Genomic DNA, 16,145 nt, shown 5'->3' with positions numbered 1-16,145 from the left:
TAGGCTAACCTCATACATGTCCGCTTCGTGGTGGGAGCGGCAGTCAGTTCGGGAACGGACGGAGCCCCGGCACTGGGAAAACCCCAGGCCGGGGCTTCGTTCACGTCAGCGCAGTGTCCGGCTGGGGCGCGTCGTGCGTCAAGGGGCTCCCGCCCGGTGGTACCGGCAGGCGCGTCAGCGTCATCCCGAAATACACGCGGTACGCCAGGCGGATCGCCGCCGGGGACGGCAGGTGCACCTCGTGCCGCACGCCGTCCACCGTCTCGATCAGCTTGTCTCCTGACAGCGTCACGCGGCCCTGGGAGGTCGGGCGGGAGCACGTCAGCGACCGGGTGAAGTGGGACTCCGGTGACGTCGTCTGCCACCACGCCATCGGGATGAAGTCGGCCAGGGGGCGCGGGCGGCGCTCCAGGCGGTACTGGGGCTTGCCGTCCAGCAGGATGTCGACGTCGCCGTGGGGGGCGTCGAGGATCAGGAACTCGCCGTCCGGGTCGGGCTGGGCGTCCACTGCGGACAACCGCAGCGGGTGGCGGGCGAAGCGGCCGAAACCCACGTCCACCAGCCAGTCCTGCGCGTCCAGGGCAACGACGATCGCCGCGTGGTCCAGTGGCGGGCCGAGGGTGCCGTCGGGGCGGAAGACCTGGGCCGCGTGCAGGGAAGCGTCGTAACCCAACGCCCGCAGCAGCGCCGCGAACAGGCCGTTCAGCTCGTAGCAGAACCCGCCGCGGCGGCGGTGCACGATCTTGGCGAACAGCGCGTCCTCGGTCAGCTCGACCGGCTCGCCGAGGTGGCTGCTCAGGTTCTCGAAGGGGACCGCGGCCAGGTGGCGTTCCTGCAGGTGGCGCAGCGTCGCGAGGTCGGGCGCCGCCGGGCGGGCGACGCCGAGGCGGGCCAGGTACGCGTCGATGTCCATGGCATCCACTCAAACACCTCGACCGTGCTCGAGGTCAAGGCGTTTTCCCGGCGACGAAAAACGGGGCCCTCCCGGAAGGGAGAGCCCCGTCGACGAGGAAACTCAGCCGAGCAGCAGGCCGTTGCCGCCGGCGACGGCGTTGTCGAACCGCTTGCTGATCTCCGCCCAGTTGAAGATGTTCCACAGGGCCTCGACGTACTTCGGCTTGACGTTCTTGTAGTCCAGGTAGAACGCGTGCTCCCAGACGTCGACCAGCAGGATCGGCGTGGTCGGCAGCACCAGGTTGTTGTGGTGGTCGCGCAGCTGCTGGGTGATCAGCGTCTTGCCGATCGGGTCCCAGGACAGCGCGCCCCAGCCGTTGCCCTGGATGGTCGTCGCGACGGCGGTGAACTGCGCCTTGAACTTGTCGAAGGAGCCGAACGCCTCGTCGATCGCCGCGGCCAGCTCGCCGGTCGGCTTGTCGCCGCCTTCCGGCGACAGGATCTTCCACCACACGACGTGGTTGGCGTGCCCGGCCAGGTGGAAGGCCAGCGTGGTCTGCAGGCCGACGATGTCACCGAAGTTGCCGGCGTCACGGGCTTCGGCGATCTTGTCGAGCGTGTCGTTCGCGCCCTTGACGTAGGTCGCGTGGTGCTTGCTGTGGTGCAGCTCGTTGATCTCGCCGGAGATGTGCGGCGCGAGGGCGCCGTAGTCGTAGTCGAGATCGGGCAGCTCGTAGCGGGCCATTGGCCCTCCTTCTGTCTTCGACACAAGTTTCCGGTATCGAACCTAGTAGCACACGCCCCTTCGCGGCGAGCGGGGGCATGTGGCCGTCACAGCGTGGGACGGCGGTCCGTAGGTGGCGTACCCCGGAGGCACGCCGCCTGAAACCGAGCCTGCAACTTGGACTTAACTGGAGGTCAACGGGTTGTGAGATCAGGCACGGAACTCGTCGAGCCGCAGGGCCAGCTCGTCGAACACGGCGACGTTGCACTCGAACGCCACCAGCGTCTCGTCGATCACGCGCGCCCGCTCGGCCTCGTCCCATGGCGCGTTGTCCAGCTTGGCGCGGTACCGGTCCCGGAACCGCGGCGCGCTGCCGATGCCGTCGAAGTGGTAGAAGAGCGCCCCCGCCTCGGCGACGTCGTAGTTCTTCTCGAGCATCCGCCGGATGACCTGGCCGCCGGCGATGTCGCCGAGGTAGCGCGTGTAGTGGTGGGCGACGTACCCGCCGGCCCACGTCGACGCTTCGCGGATCCGCGCGACGTACGCCTGCGTCGAGGCCAGTGGCGTGATCGTGGAGCGCCAGTCCGGGCCGACCAGGTGGGCGAGGTCGCGCTCGAGGCTCGGCAGCCGCCGCAGCTCGTCGAAGACGAACTCGCCGCCGACGCGGTCGCCGGCCATCGCGTCGCTCGCCGCCTCGATCGCGCCGTAGACGAAGTAGTACTGGATCGCCAGCTGGGCGTAGCCGTCGCGGGTCAGCTCGCCGCCGAGCAGGGTGCGCATGTACGTCGAGTAGTTCGCCCGGTCGTGGACTTCGAGGGTCGACGCGCGCAGGGTCGCCGAAAACGGGCGGGCGTCCGTGGTCACCGTCATGGGCAGGCCTCCCGGCGATCGATCTGACACGCTGTCAGAAAGATCGTAGGGCATGAACCGGACTTAGGCCACCCTAAACTGCCGCCCCGACCGCGCGCAGGACGAACCGCACCGCCGCCTCGACGACGTCCTCCAGCCGTTCGGCGGGGCCGTCGACCAGGGTGCGGTTGCCCAGCGCCGCGATGATCATCGGGATCAGCACGTCCGGGTCCTCGGCCGGCCAGCGGCCCAGGTCGACGCCGCCGGTGAGGATGGCGCGCAGCCTGTCGGTGATCGGGTCGGCGTGCGCGCTGATGCGCCGGTACGCCGCCGGGGCCAGTGCCGACGCGAGCGCCGTGCCCGGTGGCATGTGGAACTCCGACAGCACGCGCAGCTGGAGCCGGACGAACGTCGCCAGCTGGTCGACCGGGTCGGCCTGGGCCTCGACGGCCTCGGTCAGCCGCGTGACGTACCGGGCCGCTTCGTCCTCGACGAACGCGACGAGCAGGCTTTCCTTGTCCGGGAAGTGGTTGTACAGCGCCGTCCGGCCCACGCCGGCCGCCGACGCCACCCCGGCGAGCGTGATCGCGTCGAAGCCGCGTTCGTAGAGCTGGGCGCGCAGGACTTCGAAGACCCGGGCCCGCACCTCACGCCGGTGCGCCTCCAGCGACTCACCGAGAATCTTCGGCATCCACCCAGGCTAGCGCGAGCGCCACTTTCACGTGAAAGTGCCGCTTTGCGCGACAAAGCGGCACTTTCACGTGAAAGTGCCCCGAGGATCAGTCGGTGAGCGGCCACGTGTGCACCGGTTCGCCCGATTCGGACAGCTCGAGGTAGCGCCCCAGCATCAGGCTGAGCGCCGCCTCGCGGTCGAGCCCGCGTTCCTGCGCGCGCAGGACGTAGTCGCGCTGCCAGGTCGCCCCGGTCCGCCGGGCCAGGCACCGGCGCTCGATGATCCCGAGGTAGCGCTCGCGGGCTTCGTCGGAGACGTCGGAGCGGCGCAGGCCCTCGTGGGCGAGCGGCAGCAGCACGCGCAGCGCCAGCTCGTCCGGCGGGATCCAGCCGATGCCCGGCCAGTACAGCTGCCCGTCGAAGCCCCGCCGCGCGCCCGCGTACAGGTTCTCTTCGGCCGCCTGGAACGACATCTGGCTCCACACCGGGCGTTCCGCCTCGGCCAGCGCACGCTGGGCGCCGTAGAAGAAGGCCGCGTTCGCCACCGTGTCGACCACCGTGGGCCCGGCGGGCAGCACGCGGTTCTCCACGCGCAGGTGCGGCAGGCCGTCGACGACGTCGTACACCGGGCGGTTCCAGCGCCAGATCGTCCCGTTGTGCATGCGCAGCTCGGTGAGCTTCGGCGCCTGGCCGGCGTCGAGCGCTTCGATCGGGTCTTCGGCGTCGGTTTCCGGGAGCAGGCCGGGGAAGTAGCGGACGTTCTCCTCGAACAGGTCGAAGATCGACGTGATCCAGCGCTCGCCGAACCACACCCGCGGCCGCACGCCCTGGTTCTTCAGCTCCTCCGGCCGGGTGTCGGTCGCCTGGAGGAACAGCGGGATCCGCGTCTCGTGCCACAGCGCCTTGCCGAGCAGGAACGGCGAATTCGACGCCAGCGCGATCTGCAGCCCGGCCAGGCACTGCGCCGCGTTCCAGTGCGCGGCGAACTCCTCGGGCGCGACCTGCAGGTGCAGCTGCACGCTGGTGCACGCGGCCTCGGGCAGGATCGACTCCGCGTAGCTGCGCAGGCGCTCGGGCTGCTGGCCGGGCAGCGGCGCGCCTTCCATGGCGAGCACCGTGCGTTCGCCGCGCGCGGCGAAGATCTGGTCGTTCAGCGTGGCGTAGCGGGCCTTGTTGGTGAGCCACTTCTGGTCGAAGTGCTCGTGCTTCAACGTCGGCAGGATGCCGATCATGGCCAGCGACGAGCCGGTGTCGCGGGCCTTCGTCGCCGCGGTGTCGAGGTACGCGCGGAGGTCGTCTTCCAGCTGGAGGGCGGAATCGCCGGCCAGCGGCCGCGGCGGGACGTTCAGCTCGATGTTGTGCTGGCCCAGCTCGGTGGTGAACGACGGGTCGTCGAGCGCCTCCAGCACCGCGGTGTTCGTCATCGACGGGCGCAGTTCGCGGTCGACGAGGTTCAGCTCGACTTCGAGGCCGATGTTCTTGCGGGGGAACGAGAAGCTGCCGTCGGTGAGCATGCGGGCCAGCGTGTCGAGGCAACGCTGCACCTTGCGGCGGTACCGTCCTCGGTCCAGCGTGTTGAACGGCTGAGCCTCGAGGTCCATCCCCATGACCATCCCTGCTTCGTGTCGGTGGACTAGGACGTGTTCAGGCCCCGGCGGACAACCGTTACACAGGCGATGCAGCCGGGCTAGCGGCCAAACTGGTGCTCTCCGTCACGGGCGGTTAACCGAAAGCAAAATGGCCCCGTTCGTACCACCGGGCGGTGGACGTTCGGACCAGTGAGCCGCCCGGCAAGCGGATGACAGACTGGGCGGATGGGCGTGATCCACATCGGCCGATCCGACGATCCGCGGGTCGACGATTTCCGTGACCTGTCCACTGCGGACCGTCGGCCGGACCGGCCCGGTGGCCGGGGTCTCGTCATCGCCGAAGGCACCGTCGTGGTGTCCCGGCTGCTGGCCTCCCGCTACCCGGTGCGGGCGCTGCTGGGCGTGCAGCGGCGGTTCGCCGAGCTGGCCGACGACCTGGCCGGGCTCGACGTGCCCCAGTACGTCACCTCCGCGGAGACGATGGCCGACGTCGTCGGGTTCCACCTCAACCGGGGGATCCTCGCCGTGGCCGACCGGCCCGCGCCGCTGACGGTCGCCGAAGTCACCGGAGGCACCGGGCCGATCGCCGTGCTGGAAGGCGTCGGCGACCACGAAAACCTCGGCGCGCTCTTCCGCAACGCGGCGGCGCTCGGCGTCGGCGGGGTGCTGCTCGGCCCCGGCTGCTCCGATCCGCTGTACCGGCGCAGTGTGCGCGTGTCGATGGGGCACGTCCTGCGCGTGCCGTTCGGGCACCTGGCGGACTGGCCGGGCGGCCTCGACGACCTGCGGGCGCGCGGGTTCACCGTGGCGGCGTGCACTCCGCGGCCGGGTTCGATCCCGCTGCCCGCGCTGCGGGAGCACGCGCCCGGGCGGGTGGCGCTGCTCTTCGGCGCCGAAGGCCCCGGACTGACCGAGGCGGCGCTCGCGGCGGCTGATCATGCCGTCCGGATACCCATGCCGGCCGGAGTCGATTCACTGAACATCGCCACGGCCGCCGCCGTCGCCTTCTACGAACTGGCCAGGGGCGGCTAAAGTCTGTTCTCCAGGCGGGAAGGGGCACCATGGAGCTGCGGATCCGGGACGAGCGCGCCGTGCTGGCCGGCCCGGGCGGGGAGCACGCGCGCGAGGTGGACCCGCACAAGCTCGCGATCGGCGCCGATCTCGCCCAGGCCCTGCACGAGTGGGCGCGCGTGGCGTCCGCGGTCTCCGCCGACTCCGGCGAGGAGGCGGGCGCGGTGGTCTCGCAGCGCGGCCGCCAGCTGGCAGGCAGGCTGGCCTCGGTGATGGGCACGACCGTGCGGTTCGTGGACCCGGTGACCGGGGAGGACACGGTCGTCGAGCCGCCGCCGCCGTCGACCGCGCCGGGCCACCGGTTCATCCGGTCGGTGCTCGGGCCGCCCGGCCCGCCCGGCGAGCCGACCCCGTGGCTGACCGGCCTGACCGTGTCGGCGTTCATCGCGGCCGTGGTCGTCGTCGCCATGCTGGCGCTGGCTTCGACGCTGGCCCGCGAAACCAGCGGCTGGCTGGCGCTGGTGGCTTCGGTCATCGTGACCGCCGGGATCACGCCGTCGCTGTGGCTGATCCGCCGCACCCCGATCCTGCGCTGGGCCGCCTACGGCGCGGCGGGCGGGGTCGTGATCGCGTGGTTCGGCGTGCTGGTGATCGCCTTCTAGCGCAGCCGGACGTACGTGACGAGCGTGCCCTGCGCCCGGGTCGCCGTCTGGCTGCGGAAGTGGTAGCCGTGGAACGCGGCGATCTGGCGGGTCAGTTCGGGGGAGACGTCGAACTGGCCGGAGAAGAACGTCACGCCGGCGCTGCCGTCGAACTCGCCGGCCAGCCAGCCGACGCGCACGGACCGGGGGAAGATCCGGAGCACCCACAGCAGCGGCGGCACACCCAGCACGGCGAGGCCGAAGCCGATCGCGAAGATGTTCTCGTCGCCGGTCAGCGCCATCGTGCCGAGACCGCCGAGGAAACACAGCACGGCCCACCCCGCCGGGACGAGGAAGCCGGCGAACGACATCCGGAACTTCCGGGCGGGCACGGGCGAATTGCCGCGCAGCAGCAGGATCCGGTCGGTGCTGTCGGCGAACTCCGCGACGGGGTGCAGCCCCTCGCCGCCCGCGATCTCGACGATCCGGGCCGGTGCCAGCTTCGCGTGCCGGACGCTCACCCACAGCTCGGCCCGGCCGTCGAGGTGGTTGCGCAGCCACTGCTCCCGGTCCGGTGAGCCGGCCGGGATCTCGAAGGACGACGGGACCCGCGGCGCCGGGGGCGCCGGAGTGCCGAAAATGAGGCCGGGCCGGGTTTTCCGGAACAACACGTCGAGGGCGTTGCGGGTCGAGTCGCACGGGCCGGCGGAGAAGTAGCCGTAGAGCGAAGCGACTTCGCCGAGCAGTTCGGGGGACACCGACGGCGGCGGCAGCACGATCACCTGGGGACTGCCGTCGAACGGCTCGTCCAGCCACGGCATGCGCGGCGACCGGCCGGCGATCCCGCGGATCAGGAACTGCGCCGCCACCGCGGCGACCAGCAAGACCGGGATCAGCAGGAGCGGCCACTTCTGTTCGGCGGTGGCCGCGAACCAGGTGCCGACGCCCGCCACGGCGACGCTGAGGACCGCGGCCAGGCCTTGAACCGTGCTCAGGTCGAGCAGGCGTCCGGGCGTGCGGGGCCGCAGCTCCTCGTCGGGGAGCCCGGTGCGCCGCAGCAGCAGGAGCCGGTCGGTCGGATCGGCGGCTTCGGCGACGACGGTCATCCCGGCCGCCGCGCCGGCTTTGCCGATGTCGTCGCGGCTGAGCCGCAACCGCCGCGAACTCGCCCAGAACTGCTCCTGTTCGCGCAGCAGCTTCGCGAGCCGGCGGCGGGCGGCGTCCGTGCCGGGGCCGCGGTCGAACGGCGGCGGGAAGAGCCTGGGCGCGAACTCGAACCGCAGGAAATCCGCTTGGTCCGGCGCGGTTTCCCGGTACCGGCGCGAGTGCGCGGCCTGCCGGATGGTCGTCGGGTCGAGGCCCCACTGCGCGGGCGCCACCTCGACCACCGGGGCACCGCCGAACGCGCGGTACCTCAGTTCGCCGAAGCGGACGAGCCAGGCCTGCTGGTCACTCCGCATGATCGTTCCCTCCCTCAGCGTGACATCGTAGCCTTGCGGGATGCAGCAGCTGGAGGCTTTGCGGAAGTTGTGCCTCGCCCTGCCGGAGACGACCGAGCGGCTCAGCCACGGCGAGCCGACGTGGTTCGTGCGCGGCAAGAAGACATTCGTGATGTTCGCCGACCACCACCACGACGACATGCTCGCGTTCTGGTGCCCGGCACCGCCCGGGGTGCAGGAGGAACTGGTGCGCACGGAGCCGGAGCGGTTCTTCCGGCCGCCGTACGTCGGGCACCGCGGCTGGCTGGGCGTGCGGCTGGACGTCGACGTCGACTGGGCCGAGGTCGAGCGGATCGTGCGCGAGGCCTACCGGCTGGTGGCGCCGAAGACGCTCGCCGCGCTGGTGGACTAGCGCCCCAATGTGGCGTTCGGTGCGTTGGATGCACCGAACGCCACATTGGGTGCGTTGGATGCACCGAACGCCACATTGGGTGCGTTGGATGCACCGAACGCCACATTGGGTGCGTTGGACGCACCGAACGCCACATTGGGTGCGTTGGATGCACCGAACGCCACATTGGGTGCGCTGGACGCAACCAACGCCACATTGGGGCGCTTGGGGCTAGCCGCGCTGCGAGCGGACCCCGAGCAGCACGTCCTCCCAGGACGGCACGATCGGGTGGTTCTTCTTGGCCTTCGGCCGTGGCTCCGGCACCGTCGCGTCCTCGTCCGGGTCGACCGGGACGCGCGGGATCTCGCGGGTGTCGTCGTCCGGGTCCGGTTCGGCCGACGGCAGCTGGGCCCGCTCCGGCTCCACCGAATCCAGCGTCGGCTGGAACTCCGTCTCGCGGGCCGGCGCGAGGGCGCGGACCGTGCGCGGGGCGCGGTAGGCGCTCGGGTCCAGCAGGACTTCGGCGTTCTCGTCGAGCGCCGTCACCGTGCCGCCGTGCGCACCCGGGGCGAACGCCCAGTGCGCGCGGTTGTCCGACCGCCCGGCCTTCCACCGGAGCACGACGACCCAGCGGCCGTCGTCGCCCTTCCAGGAGTCCCAGGTGGCCTGCGAGTAGTCGTGGCCGCGGACGCCGAAGCTGTGCGCGACGACCTCGCCGAGCGTCTGCACGTCGGGGCCGTCCTCGCGGACCGGGTGGGCGCTCTGCGCCAGCTCGGCGGTCCGGGACCGCTCGAGCAGGACCGGGTAGGCGTAGCGCTCCACGCGCTGCGTCGAGACACCGGCGCTCGCGGCGACCTGCTCGACGGACTCGCCTGCCCGGATGCGCTGCTGGATCTCGCGTGGCCGCATCTGGCTCTCCAACTCGATTTCGATCTGGCCGAGGCGGGTGATGTCACCCCGCGCCGCCGCGCGCAGTCGCTCATCAGCCGGGAGCAGGAAACGAGTACGGCTCGCCGGGTCTTCGAGCACGATGGACTTGCCGTCCTCGTGCAGTCCGACCACTCGCAGCGCCCGCATTGTTCTCGCCTCCCCGATCTTCTTCACCGTTGTGGGTGCCCACGTTAGAACGGCGCGTCGGCTTGACGTGCGAGGCGCGCCGAGTCCGCACCGAACTGCCCACTGTTCATTTTGCGTCGTGGGCATCGTCACCCACGCTGGTCAGCGGCAAAGGGGTGACACGCCGGGCACGCAAAGTCACGATCGAGTGGATCAAGACGGCGGCAGCCGGACCGTCACCGCGAGCCCGCCCCGCCGTCCTGGCTGGGCCTCCGCCCGACCCCCGTGGGCCTGGGCCACCGAGCGGACGATCGACAGCCCCAGCCCCGCGTTGCGCGTGTCCCCGGTCCGCTCCGCCCCGCCCAGCCGCCGGAACGGCTCGAACAGCGTCGGCACCGCCTCGGGCGGCACCACCGGTCCCGAGTTCCGCACCTCCAGCGCCGGGTCGCCGCGCACGTCGACGTACACCCAGCCGCCCGAAGCGTTGTACGTGATCGCGTTGACCACCAGGTTCGTCACCAGCCGCTCGAGCAGCACCGGGTCGCCCGCGACCGTCCGCGGCCGCAGCCGCGTTTCCACCGTCACCCCCGCCGACGAGGCCTGGGCGGACGTCGCCCGGACCACCGACGCCACGACCTCGTCGAGACGCACCGGCGTGCGCGCGTGCAGCCCGCGGTCGGTGCGGGCCAGCACGAGCAGGCCCTCGATCATCCGCTCGCTGCGCTCGTTCGTGTGGAGCAGGTGCGTGCCGAGCTTCTTCAGCTCCGGTGGGACGTCCGGGGCGGCCATCGCCACCTCGATCAGCGTCCGCTGCACCGCCAGCGGCGTCCGGAGCTCGTGGGACGCGTTCGCGACGAACCGCTTCTGGCTGTCGAACGACTCCGCGAGCCGGTCGAGCATGCCGTCGAACGTGTCCGCCAGCTCCTTCAGCTCGTCCGGTGGCCCTTCGAGGTTGATCCGGCGGTCGAGCTTGCCCGCCTCCAGCCGCCGCGCGGCCGAGGTGATGTCGTGCAGCGGCCGCAGCGCGCGGCCCGCCATCAGCCAGCCGAACAGCACCGCCAGCGCCGCCGTCGCCACCAGCGCGATCGCCGAGCCGACCACCAGCGTCGACAGCGTCGAGGAGCGGTACTCGTCGAGCGAGCCGCTGAGCAGCCGCACCGCCACCCCCGGAGAGCCGCCCACCACCGTGTCGGCCTGGACGCCGTAGAGCGTGTCGGCCGAGCCGATCGTCGTCAGGGCGGCCCGGGTGGGGTCCGGCAGGGTGCTCTGCACCAGCAGGTAGTTGATGACGACCAGGACCAGCCCGGCGAGCAGGAACAGCCCGCCGTACCAGGCCGTGAGCTTCGTCCGGACCGAAAAGCCGTTCACGGCGTGCCGAACCGGTAGCCGGCGCCCGGCACGGTCTCGATCACCGGCGGCTCGCCCAGCTTGCGCCGCAACGTCATCACCGCGACGCGCACCGCGTTGGTGAACGGGTCCGCGTGCTCGTCCCACGCCTTCTCCAGCAGGTCCTCGGCGCTGACGACGGCGCCCTCCGCCCGCATGAGCACTTCCAGCACGGCGAACTCCTTCGGCGAGAGCAGCAGGAACCGGCCGTCGCGGGCGGCCTGGTGACGCGGGAGGTCGAGGACGACGCCGTCGCGTTCCAGCACCGGCGGCAACGCCGGCCGCGCGCGCCGCGCCAGCGCCTGCACCCGGGCGACCAGCTCGGCGAACGCGAACGGCTTCGTCAGGTAGTCGTCGGCGCCGAGGCCGAGGCCGGCGACCCGGTCGGTGACGTCGGCGGCCGCGGTCAGCATCAGCACCCGCGCCTCGCCGCCCGCGCGGACCACCGCGGCGCAGACGTCGTCGCCGTGCACCTTCGGCAGGTCGCGGTCGAGGACCACGACGTCGTAGCCGTGCACGCCGACGCGTTCCATGGCCTGCTCGCCGTCGTAACAGACGTCGACCGCCATGGAGAAGCGCCGCAGCCCCTCCGCGACCGAGTCGGCGAGCAACCGCTCGTCCTCCACCACCAGCACCCGCACCGGCCCAGTCTGCGCAGGGAGGCCATAAGGACCGCATAAACGACGTCGCTTAACGCGCCCGAATCCCCCGATCCGTAGACCTGGGCCCCATCCGGACGAAAGGAATGCGAGCCATGCGGACACGGATAGCCGTCGCGGCGCTCGGGACCGCCCTGCTGCTCGGCGGGTGCGGCGCGAAGCCCGACGACGGGTCGAAGGTCGCCTCGATCTCGACGCCGCCGAAGTCGGGCGGGCCCACCGCGGCCGACAACAGCGGCAAGAGCGACGAGGACAAGATGCGGGACTTCGCCAAGTGCATGCGCGAGCACGGCGTCGACATGCCCGACCCCAAACCCGCCGGCGACGGCGGGGGCATGGCGATCACGCTGGGCGGCGACGGTGTCGACGCCTCGAAGATGGAAGCCGCGCAGAGCGCGTGCAAGCACCTGATGCCCAACGGCGGCGAGATGAAGCAGCCGAGCGCCGAGGAACTCGACAAGATGCGCAAGGACGCCAAGTGCATGCGCGAGCACGGCATCGACATGCCCGACCCGGATCCCAGCGGCAAGGGCATGATGCGCGCCGGAAAGGTGGACGACCCCAAGAAGTTCGAAGAAGCCGCGAAAGCCTGCGGGCTCGGGATGAGCGTCAGCGCCGAGGCGGGCAAGTGAACGAGGTGACCCACCTGAAGCCCCGCCGTCGCGGCCGGGCGCGCTGGCTCGTCGCGGCCGTCGTCGTGGTCGTCGTGCTCGGCACCAGCTCCGTCGTGCTCCTGACGCGGGTGTCGAGCGCGACGCCGGTCAAGGAGGCCGCGCCACCCGCGGTCGAGACGGCCGAGGTGGCCAAGACCGACCTGAGCGAGGAAGAGGAGGCCGACGGCACCCTCGGCTACGGCGAAGAATCCGTCGTCGGCGGCCGCAAGCCCGGCACGCTCACGTCGCTGCCGGACGCCGGCGCCACCCTCACCCGGTGCAAGCCGGTGTACGGGGTGGACGCGACGCCGGTGCCGCTGTTCTACGGCACGTTGCCGTTCTACCGCGACCTCCGCGAGGGCGTGGCCGACGGCGCCGACGTCAAGCAGCTGGAGGAGAACCTCAAGGCGTGCGGCTTCAGCGGGTTCGGCACGCCGGACAAGAAGTTCACCTCGGCCACGGCGGCCGCGCTGAAGAAGTGGCAGAAGTCCCTCGGACTGGAGCAGACCGGCGCGTTCGGCCAGGGTGACGTCGTGCTGGCGGCGGGCGAGCTGCGCGTGTCGGCACTGGCGGCGAAGCCCGGCTCGCCCGCGCAGGGCGAGATCCTCAAGACGACCGGCACGGTCCGGTCGGTGCAGGTGAAGCTCGACGCGGCCAAGCAGGGCCTCGCCCAGCAGGGCGCGAAGGCGTCCGTGACGATCAACGGGAAGACGACGCCGGGCACGATCACCGACGTCGGGCGGAGCGCGGTCGAGGGCAAGGACGCGACGGGCCAGGACGACGGCAAGCCCAAGATCACCGTGACCGTCGGGCTCGACGACCCGGCCGCGGCCGGCAGCCTCGACTCGGCCCCGGCCGCCGTCCGGTTCACCAAGGACGTCCGCAAGGGCGTGCTCGCGGTGCCGGTCGGCGCGCTGCTCGCGCTCGCCGAAGGCGGGTACGCGGTCGAGGTCGACGAAAACGGGCAGCGACGGCTGATCGCCGTCCAAACCGGACTGTTCAGCGGCGGGAAGGTCGAGGTCTCCGGCACCGGCCTGGCCGCGGGCATGCGGGTGGTGACGACGTCGTGACGCCCGTGCTGCGCGTGCACGAGGTCACGCGCACCTACCCCGGCGGGGTCGCCGCGCTCGACGGCGTCTCGCTCGCGCTGGAGGACGGCGAGATGGTGGCGATCGTCGGGCCGTCCGGGTCCGGCAAGTCCACCCTGCTGCACCTGATGGGCACGCTCGACCGGCCGTCGTCCGGGCGGGTGGAGCTGCGCGGGCACGACGTCGCCACGCTCTCGGACCGGAAGGTGTCCGCGCTGCGGTCCCGCTGGATCGGGTTCGTGTTCCAGCAGTTCTTCCTCGACGAAGGGATGAGTGCGGTGGACAACGTGTGCACCGGCCTGCTCTACGCCGGGGTGCCGCGGCGACGGCGGCGCGCGCGGGCACTGGCGGCGCTCGACCGCGTCAAGCTCGGGCACCGGGCGTGGCACCGCCCCGGCGAGCTCTCGGGCGGGGAACGCCAGCGCGTCGCGATCGCCAGGGCCGTCGTCAACGACCCGGCGATCCTGCTGGCCGACGAGCCGACCGGCAACCTCGACACCGGCACCGGTGCTTCGGTGCTCGCGCTGCTCGGCGAGCTGTCGGCCGACGGCACCACGATCGTCGTGATCACCCACGACCGCGAGATCGCGGCGGGCATGCCGCGCCGGATCGAGCTGCTCGACGGGCACCTGCGGCTGGACACCGGGCTGGTGGGTGCGCGATGACGCTGGTGACGCTGCCGGAACCGGCCCGGCTCAAGCCGCCGGACGTCGTCGCGCTCGGCGCCCACGGCATGCGGACGCGGCCGGTGCGGGCGGTGCTGTCCGCGCTGGGCATCGCGATCGGCGTCGCCGCGATGGTGGCGGTGCTGGCGATCCCGGCGTCCGGGGCGCAGGCCCTGCACGACCGGCTGGCCGCGCTCGGCCCCAACCTGCTCACGGCGGGACCGGGCCAGACGTTGTTCGGCGACAACGCGACGCTGCCGGACGACGCGGTCGCGATGGCCCGCCGGATCGGCCCGGTGCAGGCGGCGGCCGGCACGGGGACGACGTCGGCGAGTGTGCGCCGCAGCGACAAGATCGCGCCGGACGACACGTCCGGGCTCGCGGTGTACGCGGCACGGCCGGACCTGCTCGGCGTGCTGGGCGGCAAGGTACGGGCCGGTGCCTTTTTGGGCGCGGGCAACCAGAACTACCCGGTGACGGTGCTCGGGTCGCAGGCGGCGGCCCGGTTGGGCATCGACCACATCGACCCGGCGCGGCCGCCGCAGGTGCTGATCGGGACGCAGTGGTTCACCGTGGTGGGCATCCTCGCGCCGATGCCCCTCGCCCCGGAGGTCGAGCGGTCGGTGCTGGTGGGCTGGGACGTCGCCGAGCGGCTGCTCGGGTTCGACGGCCATCCGTCCACTGTGTACGTCCGCGCCGAGGAGTCGCAAGTGGACGGAGTGCGTTCGGTGCTGGCGGCGACGCTGAACCCGCAGGCCCCGAACGAGGTCGAGGTCCGACGGCCGTCGGACGCACTGGCGGCCCAGAAGCTCACGGACACGACGTACAGCGCGCTGTTCCTCGGGCTGGGCGGGGTCGCCCTGCTGGTCGGCGGCGTCGGGGTGGCGAACACGATGGTGATCTCGGTGCTGGAGCGGCGCCGCGAGATCGGGTTGCGCAGAGCGCTGGGGGCGACGAAGCGGCAGGTCCGCGGCCAGTTCCTGGCGGAGTCGGTGCTGTTGTCCGGACTCGGCGGGCTGGCGGGCGTGCTGGTCGGGGTGCTGGTGACGGCGGGGTACGCGCTGAGCCAGGGCTGGCCGGCGGTGCTGCCGACGGGAGCGCTGGCGGGCGGGGTCGGCGTCGCGGCGCTGGTGGGCGCGGTGGCGGGGGCCTACCCGGCGGTGCGGGCGGCTCGGCTGGCGCCGACGCGCGCGCTGGCCTGAGCCGGACGGCGCGAGGGAGTGGATGCGGTGAATGACTCATTCCTGGCGTCAGCTGCCAGGAATGAGTCATTCACCGCGGTGGCTCAGCCGAGCCGCTCGACCACGTACTCGATGGCCTGCGTCAGCTTGGTGACGTCGTCCGGGTCGATCGCCGGGAACAGGCCGACGCGCAGCTGGTTGCGGCCCAGCTTGCGGTACGGCTCGGTGTCGACGATCCCGTTGGCGCGCAGCACCTTCGCCACCGCGGCGGCGTCGACGTCGTCGCTGAAGTCCACCGTGCCGACGACCTGCGAGCGCAGCTCCGGGTCCTTGACGAACGGCGTGGTGTAGCTCGTCTTCTCGGCCCACTCGTACAGCCGCGACGACGAGTCCTTCGTGCGCGAGGTCGTCCAGGCGAGGCCGCCCTGGCCGTTCATCCACTCGATCTGCTGGGCGAGCAGGAACAGCGTGGCCACGGCCGGGGTGTTGTACGTCTGGTCCTTGCGGGAGTTGTCCAGCGCGGTGGTCAGCGACAGGAACTCCGGGATCCAGCGGTCGCCGCCGCCGAGCTCGCCGATCCGCTCGACCGCGGCCGGGGAGGCCAGCGCGATCCAGAGCCCGCCGTCCGCGGCGAACGACTTCTGCGGCGCGAAGTAGTAGACGTCGAAGTCCTCCGCCTTGACCGGGAGACCGCCGGCGCCGGAGGTGGCGTCGATCGCGACCAGCGCGCCCTCGCTGCCTTCCGGGCGGCGGACCGGCACGGCCACGCCGGTGGACGTCTCGTTGTGCGCCCAGCCGACCAGGTCGGCGCCGGCTTCGTAGGCGATGTCCGGTGCGCTGCCCGGCTCGGCCTTGACGACGATCGGGTCGGCCAGGAACGGCGCACCCTTGGTCACGGTGGCGAACTTCGAGGAGAACTCGCCGTAGGTGAAGTGCTGCGCGCGCTCGCGGACCAGGCCGAACGCGGCGGCGTCCCAGAACGCCGTGGTGCCGCCGTTGCCGAGGATCACCTCGTAGCCCTCGGGCAGGGAGAACAGCTCGGACAGACCGGCCCGGACGCGCCCGACGAGGGACTTGACCGGCTTCTGCCGGTGCGACGTGCCGAGGTAGGTGGAGCCGGACTCCGCCAGTGCACTCAGCTGCTCGGCGCGGACCTTCGACGGTCCGCAGCCGAAGCGGCCGTCGGCCGGCTTGAGGTCTGCGGGGATGGTCAACTCAGCGTCGGTCATGTGGTCAGTCTCTCAGGT

Annotated in this window: 17 protein-coding genes; 7 read left to right on the top strand and 10 right to left on the bottom strand. The window is 71.8% G+C overall.

The features are described 5' to 3' along the window. Window positions 1-100 precede the first annotated feature (100 nt). The 5 genes from BLW76_RS44645 to BLW76_RS44625 form a co-directional block, all read right to left on the bottom strand. A complete protein-coding gene (locus BLW76_RS44645; RefSeq protein WP_167385078.1) occupies window positions 101-913 on the bottom strand; it encodes an arylamine N-acetyltransferase family protein in 813 nt (270 codons plus the stop codon). A gap of 102 nt (window positions 914-1,015) precedes the next feature. Continuing rightward, window positions 1,016-1,639 carry a superoxide dismutase gene (locus BLW76_RS44640; protein ID WP_086844974.1) on the bottom strand — a complete coding sequence of 208 codons (624 nt, stop codon included), beginning with the start codon at window positions 1,637-1,639 and terminating at the stop codon, window positions 1,016-1,018. A gap of 189 nt (window positions 1,640-1,828) precedes the next feature. After that, window positions 1,829-2,488 carry a biliverdin-producing heme oxygenase gene (locus tag BLW76_RS44635; protein ID WP_091318442.1) on the bottom strand — a complete coding sequence of 220 codons (660 nt, stop codon included), beginning with the start codon at window positions 2,486-2,488 and terminating at the stop codon, window positions 1,829-1,831. Window positions 2,489-2,561: 73 nt separating this feature from the next. Next, the gene (locus tag BLW76_RS44630; protein WP_091318440.1) at window positions 2,562-3,158 is read right to left on the bottom strand and encodes a TetR/AcrR family transcriptional regulator; all 597 of its coding nucleotides are present in this window, start codon (window positions 3,156-3,158) and stop codon (window positions 2,562-2,564) included. A gap of 88 nt (window positions 3,159-3,246) precedes the next feature. Further along, window positions 3,247-4,746, bottom strand: a complete 1,500-nt coding sequence (locus BLW76_RS44625; protein ID WP_208613504.1) for a glutamate-cysteine ligase family protein — start codon at window positions 4,744-4,746, stop codon at window positions 3,247-3,249. 207 nt (window positions 4,747-4,953) lie between these two features. Here BLW76_RS44625 and BLW76_RS44620 point away from each other — a divergent pair, with 207 nt between their 5' ends. Continuing rightward, window positions 4,954-5,760 carry a TrmH family RNA methyltransferase gene (locus tag BLW76_RS44620; protein WP_091318437.1) on the top strand — a complete coding sequence of 269 codons (807 nt, stop codon included), beginning with the start codon at window positions 4,954-4,956 and terminating at the stop codon, window positions 5,758-5,760. A 29-nt stretch (window positions 5,761-5,789) separates the two neighbouring features. Beyond that, window positions 5,790-6,401: a DUF2537 domain-containing protein gene (locus BLW76_RS44615; protein ID WP_091318435.1), complete on the top strand. Its 612-nt coding sequence runs from the start codon at window positions 5,790-5,792 to the stop codon at window positions 6,399-6,401. Here BLW76_RS44615 and BLW76_RS44610 read toward each other — a convergent pair. Next, window positions 6,398-7,840 carry a hypothetical protein gene (locus tag BLW76_RS44610; protein ID WP_091318433.1) on the bottom strand — a complete coding sequence of 481 codons (1,443 nt, stop codon included), beginning with the start codon at window positions 7,838-7,840 and terminating at the stop codon, window positions 6,398-6,400. The genes BLW76_RS44615 and BLW76_RS44610 overlap by 4 nt on opposite strands. Window positions 7,841-7,880: 40 nt before the next feature. Between BLW76_RS44610 and BLW76_RS44605 the strand changes: the two genes are divergently transcribed. Next, window positions 7,881-8,231, top strand: a complete 351-nt coding sequence (locus tag BLW76_RS44605) for an MmcQ/YjbR family DNA-binding protein (protein ID WP_091318432.1) — start codon at window positions 7,881-7,883, stop codon at window positions 8,229-8,231. A 210-nt stretch (window positions 8,232-8,441) separates the two neighbouring features. Here BLW76_RS44605 and sepH read toward each other — a convergent pair whose 3' ends face one another. The 3 genes from sepH to BLW76_RS44590 form a co-directional block, all read right to left on the bottom strand. Further along, window positions 8,442-9,287 carry a septation protein SepH gene (gene sepH, locus BLW76_RS44600; protein WP_091318430.1) on the bottom strand — a complete coding sequence of 282 codons (846 nt, stop codon included), beginning with the start codon at window positions 9,285-9,287 and terminating at the stop codon, window positions 8,442-8,444. Between the two features lie 192 nt (window positions 9,288-9,479). After that, window positions 9,480-10,634, bottom strand: coding sequence for a sensor histidine kinase (locus tag BLW76_RS44595; RefSeq protein ID WP_091318428.1), 1,155 nt, complete (start codon window positions 10,632-10,634; stop codon window positions 9,480-9,482). Continuing rightward, window positions 10,631-11,293, bottom strand: a complete 663-nt coding sequence (locus BLW76_RS44590; RefSeq protein ID WP_091318427.1) for a response regulator transcription factor — start codon at window positions 11,291-11,293, stop codon at window positions 10,631-10,633. The genes BLW76_RS44595 and BLW76_RS44590 overlap by 4 nt, the downstream gene beginning before the upstream one ends. 113 nt (window positions 11,294-11,406) lie before the next feature. Between BLW76_RS44590 and BLW76_RS44585 the strand changes: the two genes are divergently transcribed. From BLW76_RS44585 to BLW76_RS44570, 4 genes are read left to right on the top strand one after another with little or no spacing between them, the layout of a single operon-like run. Next, window positions 11,407-11,943, top strand: a complete 537-nt coding sequence (locus BLW76_RS44585; RefSeq protein ID WP_091318425.1) for a hypothetical protein — start codon at window positions 11,407-11,409, stop codon at window positions 11,941-11,943. Then, entirely contained in the window at window positions 11,940-13,034 is a 1,095-nt protein-coding gene (locus BLW76_RS44580; RefSeq protein ID WP_208613503.1) for a peptidoglycan-binding protein, read from the top strand. Before BLW76_RS44585 ends, BLW76_RS44580 begins: the two co-directional genes overlap by 4 nt. Beyond that, on the top strand, window positions 13,031-13,717 hold the full coding sequence (locus BLW76_RS44575) for an ABC transporter ATP-binding protein (RefSeq protein ID WP_091318424.1): 687 nt from the start codon (window positions 13,031-13,033) through the stop codon (window positions 13,715-13,717). Before BLW76_RS44580 ends, BLW76_RS44575 begins: the two co-directional genes overlap by 4 nt. Further along, window positions 13,714-14,919, top strand: coding sequence for an ABC transporter permease (locus BLW76_RS44570; RefSeq protein WP_091318422.1), 1,206 nt, complete (start codon window positions 13,714-13,716; stop codon window positions 14,917-14,919). The genes BLW76_RS44575 and BLW76_RS44570 overlap by 4 nt, the downstream gene beginning before the upstream one ends. A gap of 83 nt (window positions 14,920-15,002) precedes the next feature. Here BLW76_RS44570 and serC read toward each other — a convergent pair whose 3' ends face one another. Then, window positions 15,003-16,127, bottom strand: a complete 1,125-nt coding sequence (gene serC, locus BLW76_RS44565; RefSeq protein WP_091318420.1) for a phosphoserine transaminase — start codon at window positions 16,125-16,127, stop codon at window positions 15,003-15,005. Between the last annotated feature and the right edge of the window lie 18 nt (window positions 16,128-16,145).

Source organism: Amycolatopsis tolypomycina, from assembly GCF_900105945.1.
GTDB lineage: Bacteria > Actinomycetota > Actinomycetes > Mycobacteriales > Pseudonocardiaceae > Amycolatopsis > Amycolatopsis tolypomycina.
This window is presented reverse-complemented; position numbering and strand designations above follow the sequence as displayed.

Coding starts and splice junctions, on each gene's coding strand:
- BLW76_RS44645 (WP_167385078.1), bottom strand. CDS start 913: ATGGACATCGACGCGTACCTGGCCCGCCTCGGCGTCGCCCGCCCGGCG.
- BLW76_RS44640 (WP_086844974.1), bottom strand. CDS start 1,639: ATGGCCCGCTACGAGCTGCCCGATCTCGACTACGACTACGGCGCCCTC.
- BLW76_RS44635 (WP_091318442.1), bottom strand. CDS start 2,488: ATGACGGTGACCACGGACGCCCGCCCGTTTTCGGCGACCCTGCGCGCG.
- BLW76_RS44630 (WP_091318440.1), bottom strand. CDS start 3,158: ATGCCGAAGATTCTCGGTGAGTCGCTGGAGGCGCACCGGCGTGAGGTG.
- BLW76_RS44625 (WP_208613504.1), bottom strand. CDS start 4,746: ATGGGGATGGACCTCGAGGCTCAGCCGTTCAACACGCTGGACCGAGGA.
- BLW76_RS44620 (WP_091318437.1), top strand. CDS start 4,954: ATGGGCGTGATCCACATCGGCCGATCCGACGATCCGCGGGTCGACGAT.
- BLW76_RS44615 (WP_091318435.1), top strand. CDS start 5,790: ATGGAGCTGCGGATCCGGGACGAGCGCGCCGTGCTGGCCGGCCCGGGC.
- BLW76_RS44610 (WP_091318433.1), bottom strand. CDS start 7,840: ATGCGGAGTGACCAGCAGGCCTGGCTCGTCCGCTTCGGCGAACTGAGG.
- BLW76_RS44605 (WP_091318432.1), top strand. CDS start 7,881: ATGCAGCAGCTGGAGGCTTTGCGGAAGTTGTGCCTCGCCCTGCCGGAG.
- sepH (WP_091318430.1), bottom strand. CDS start 9,287: ATGCGGGCGCTGCGAGTGGTCGGACTGCACGAGGACGGCAAGTCCATC.
- BLW76_RS44585 (WP_091318425.1), top strand. CDS start 11,407: ATGCGGACACGGATAGCCGTCGCGGCGCTCGGGACCGCCCTGCTGCTC.
- BLW76_RS44570 (WP_091318422.1), top strand. CDS start 13,714: ATGACGCTGGTGACGCTGCCGGAACCGGCCCGGCTCAAGCCGCCGGAC.
- serC (WP_091318420.1), bottom strand. CDS start 16,127: ATGACCGACGCTGAGTTGACCATCCCCGCAGACCTCAAGCCGGCCGAC.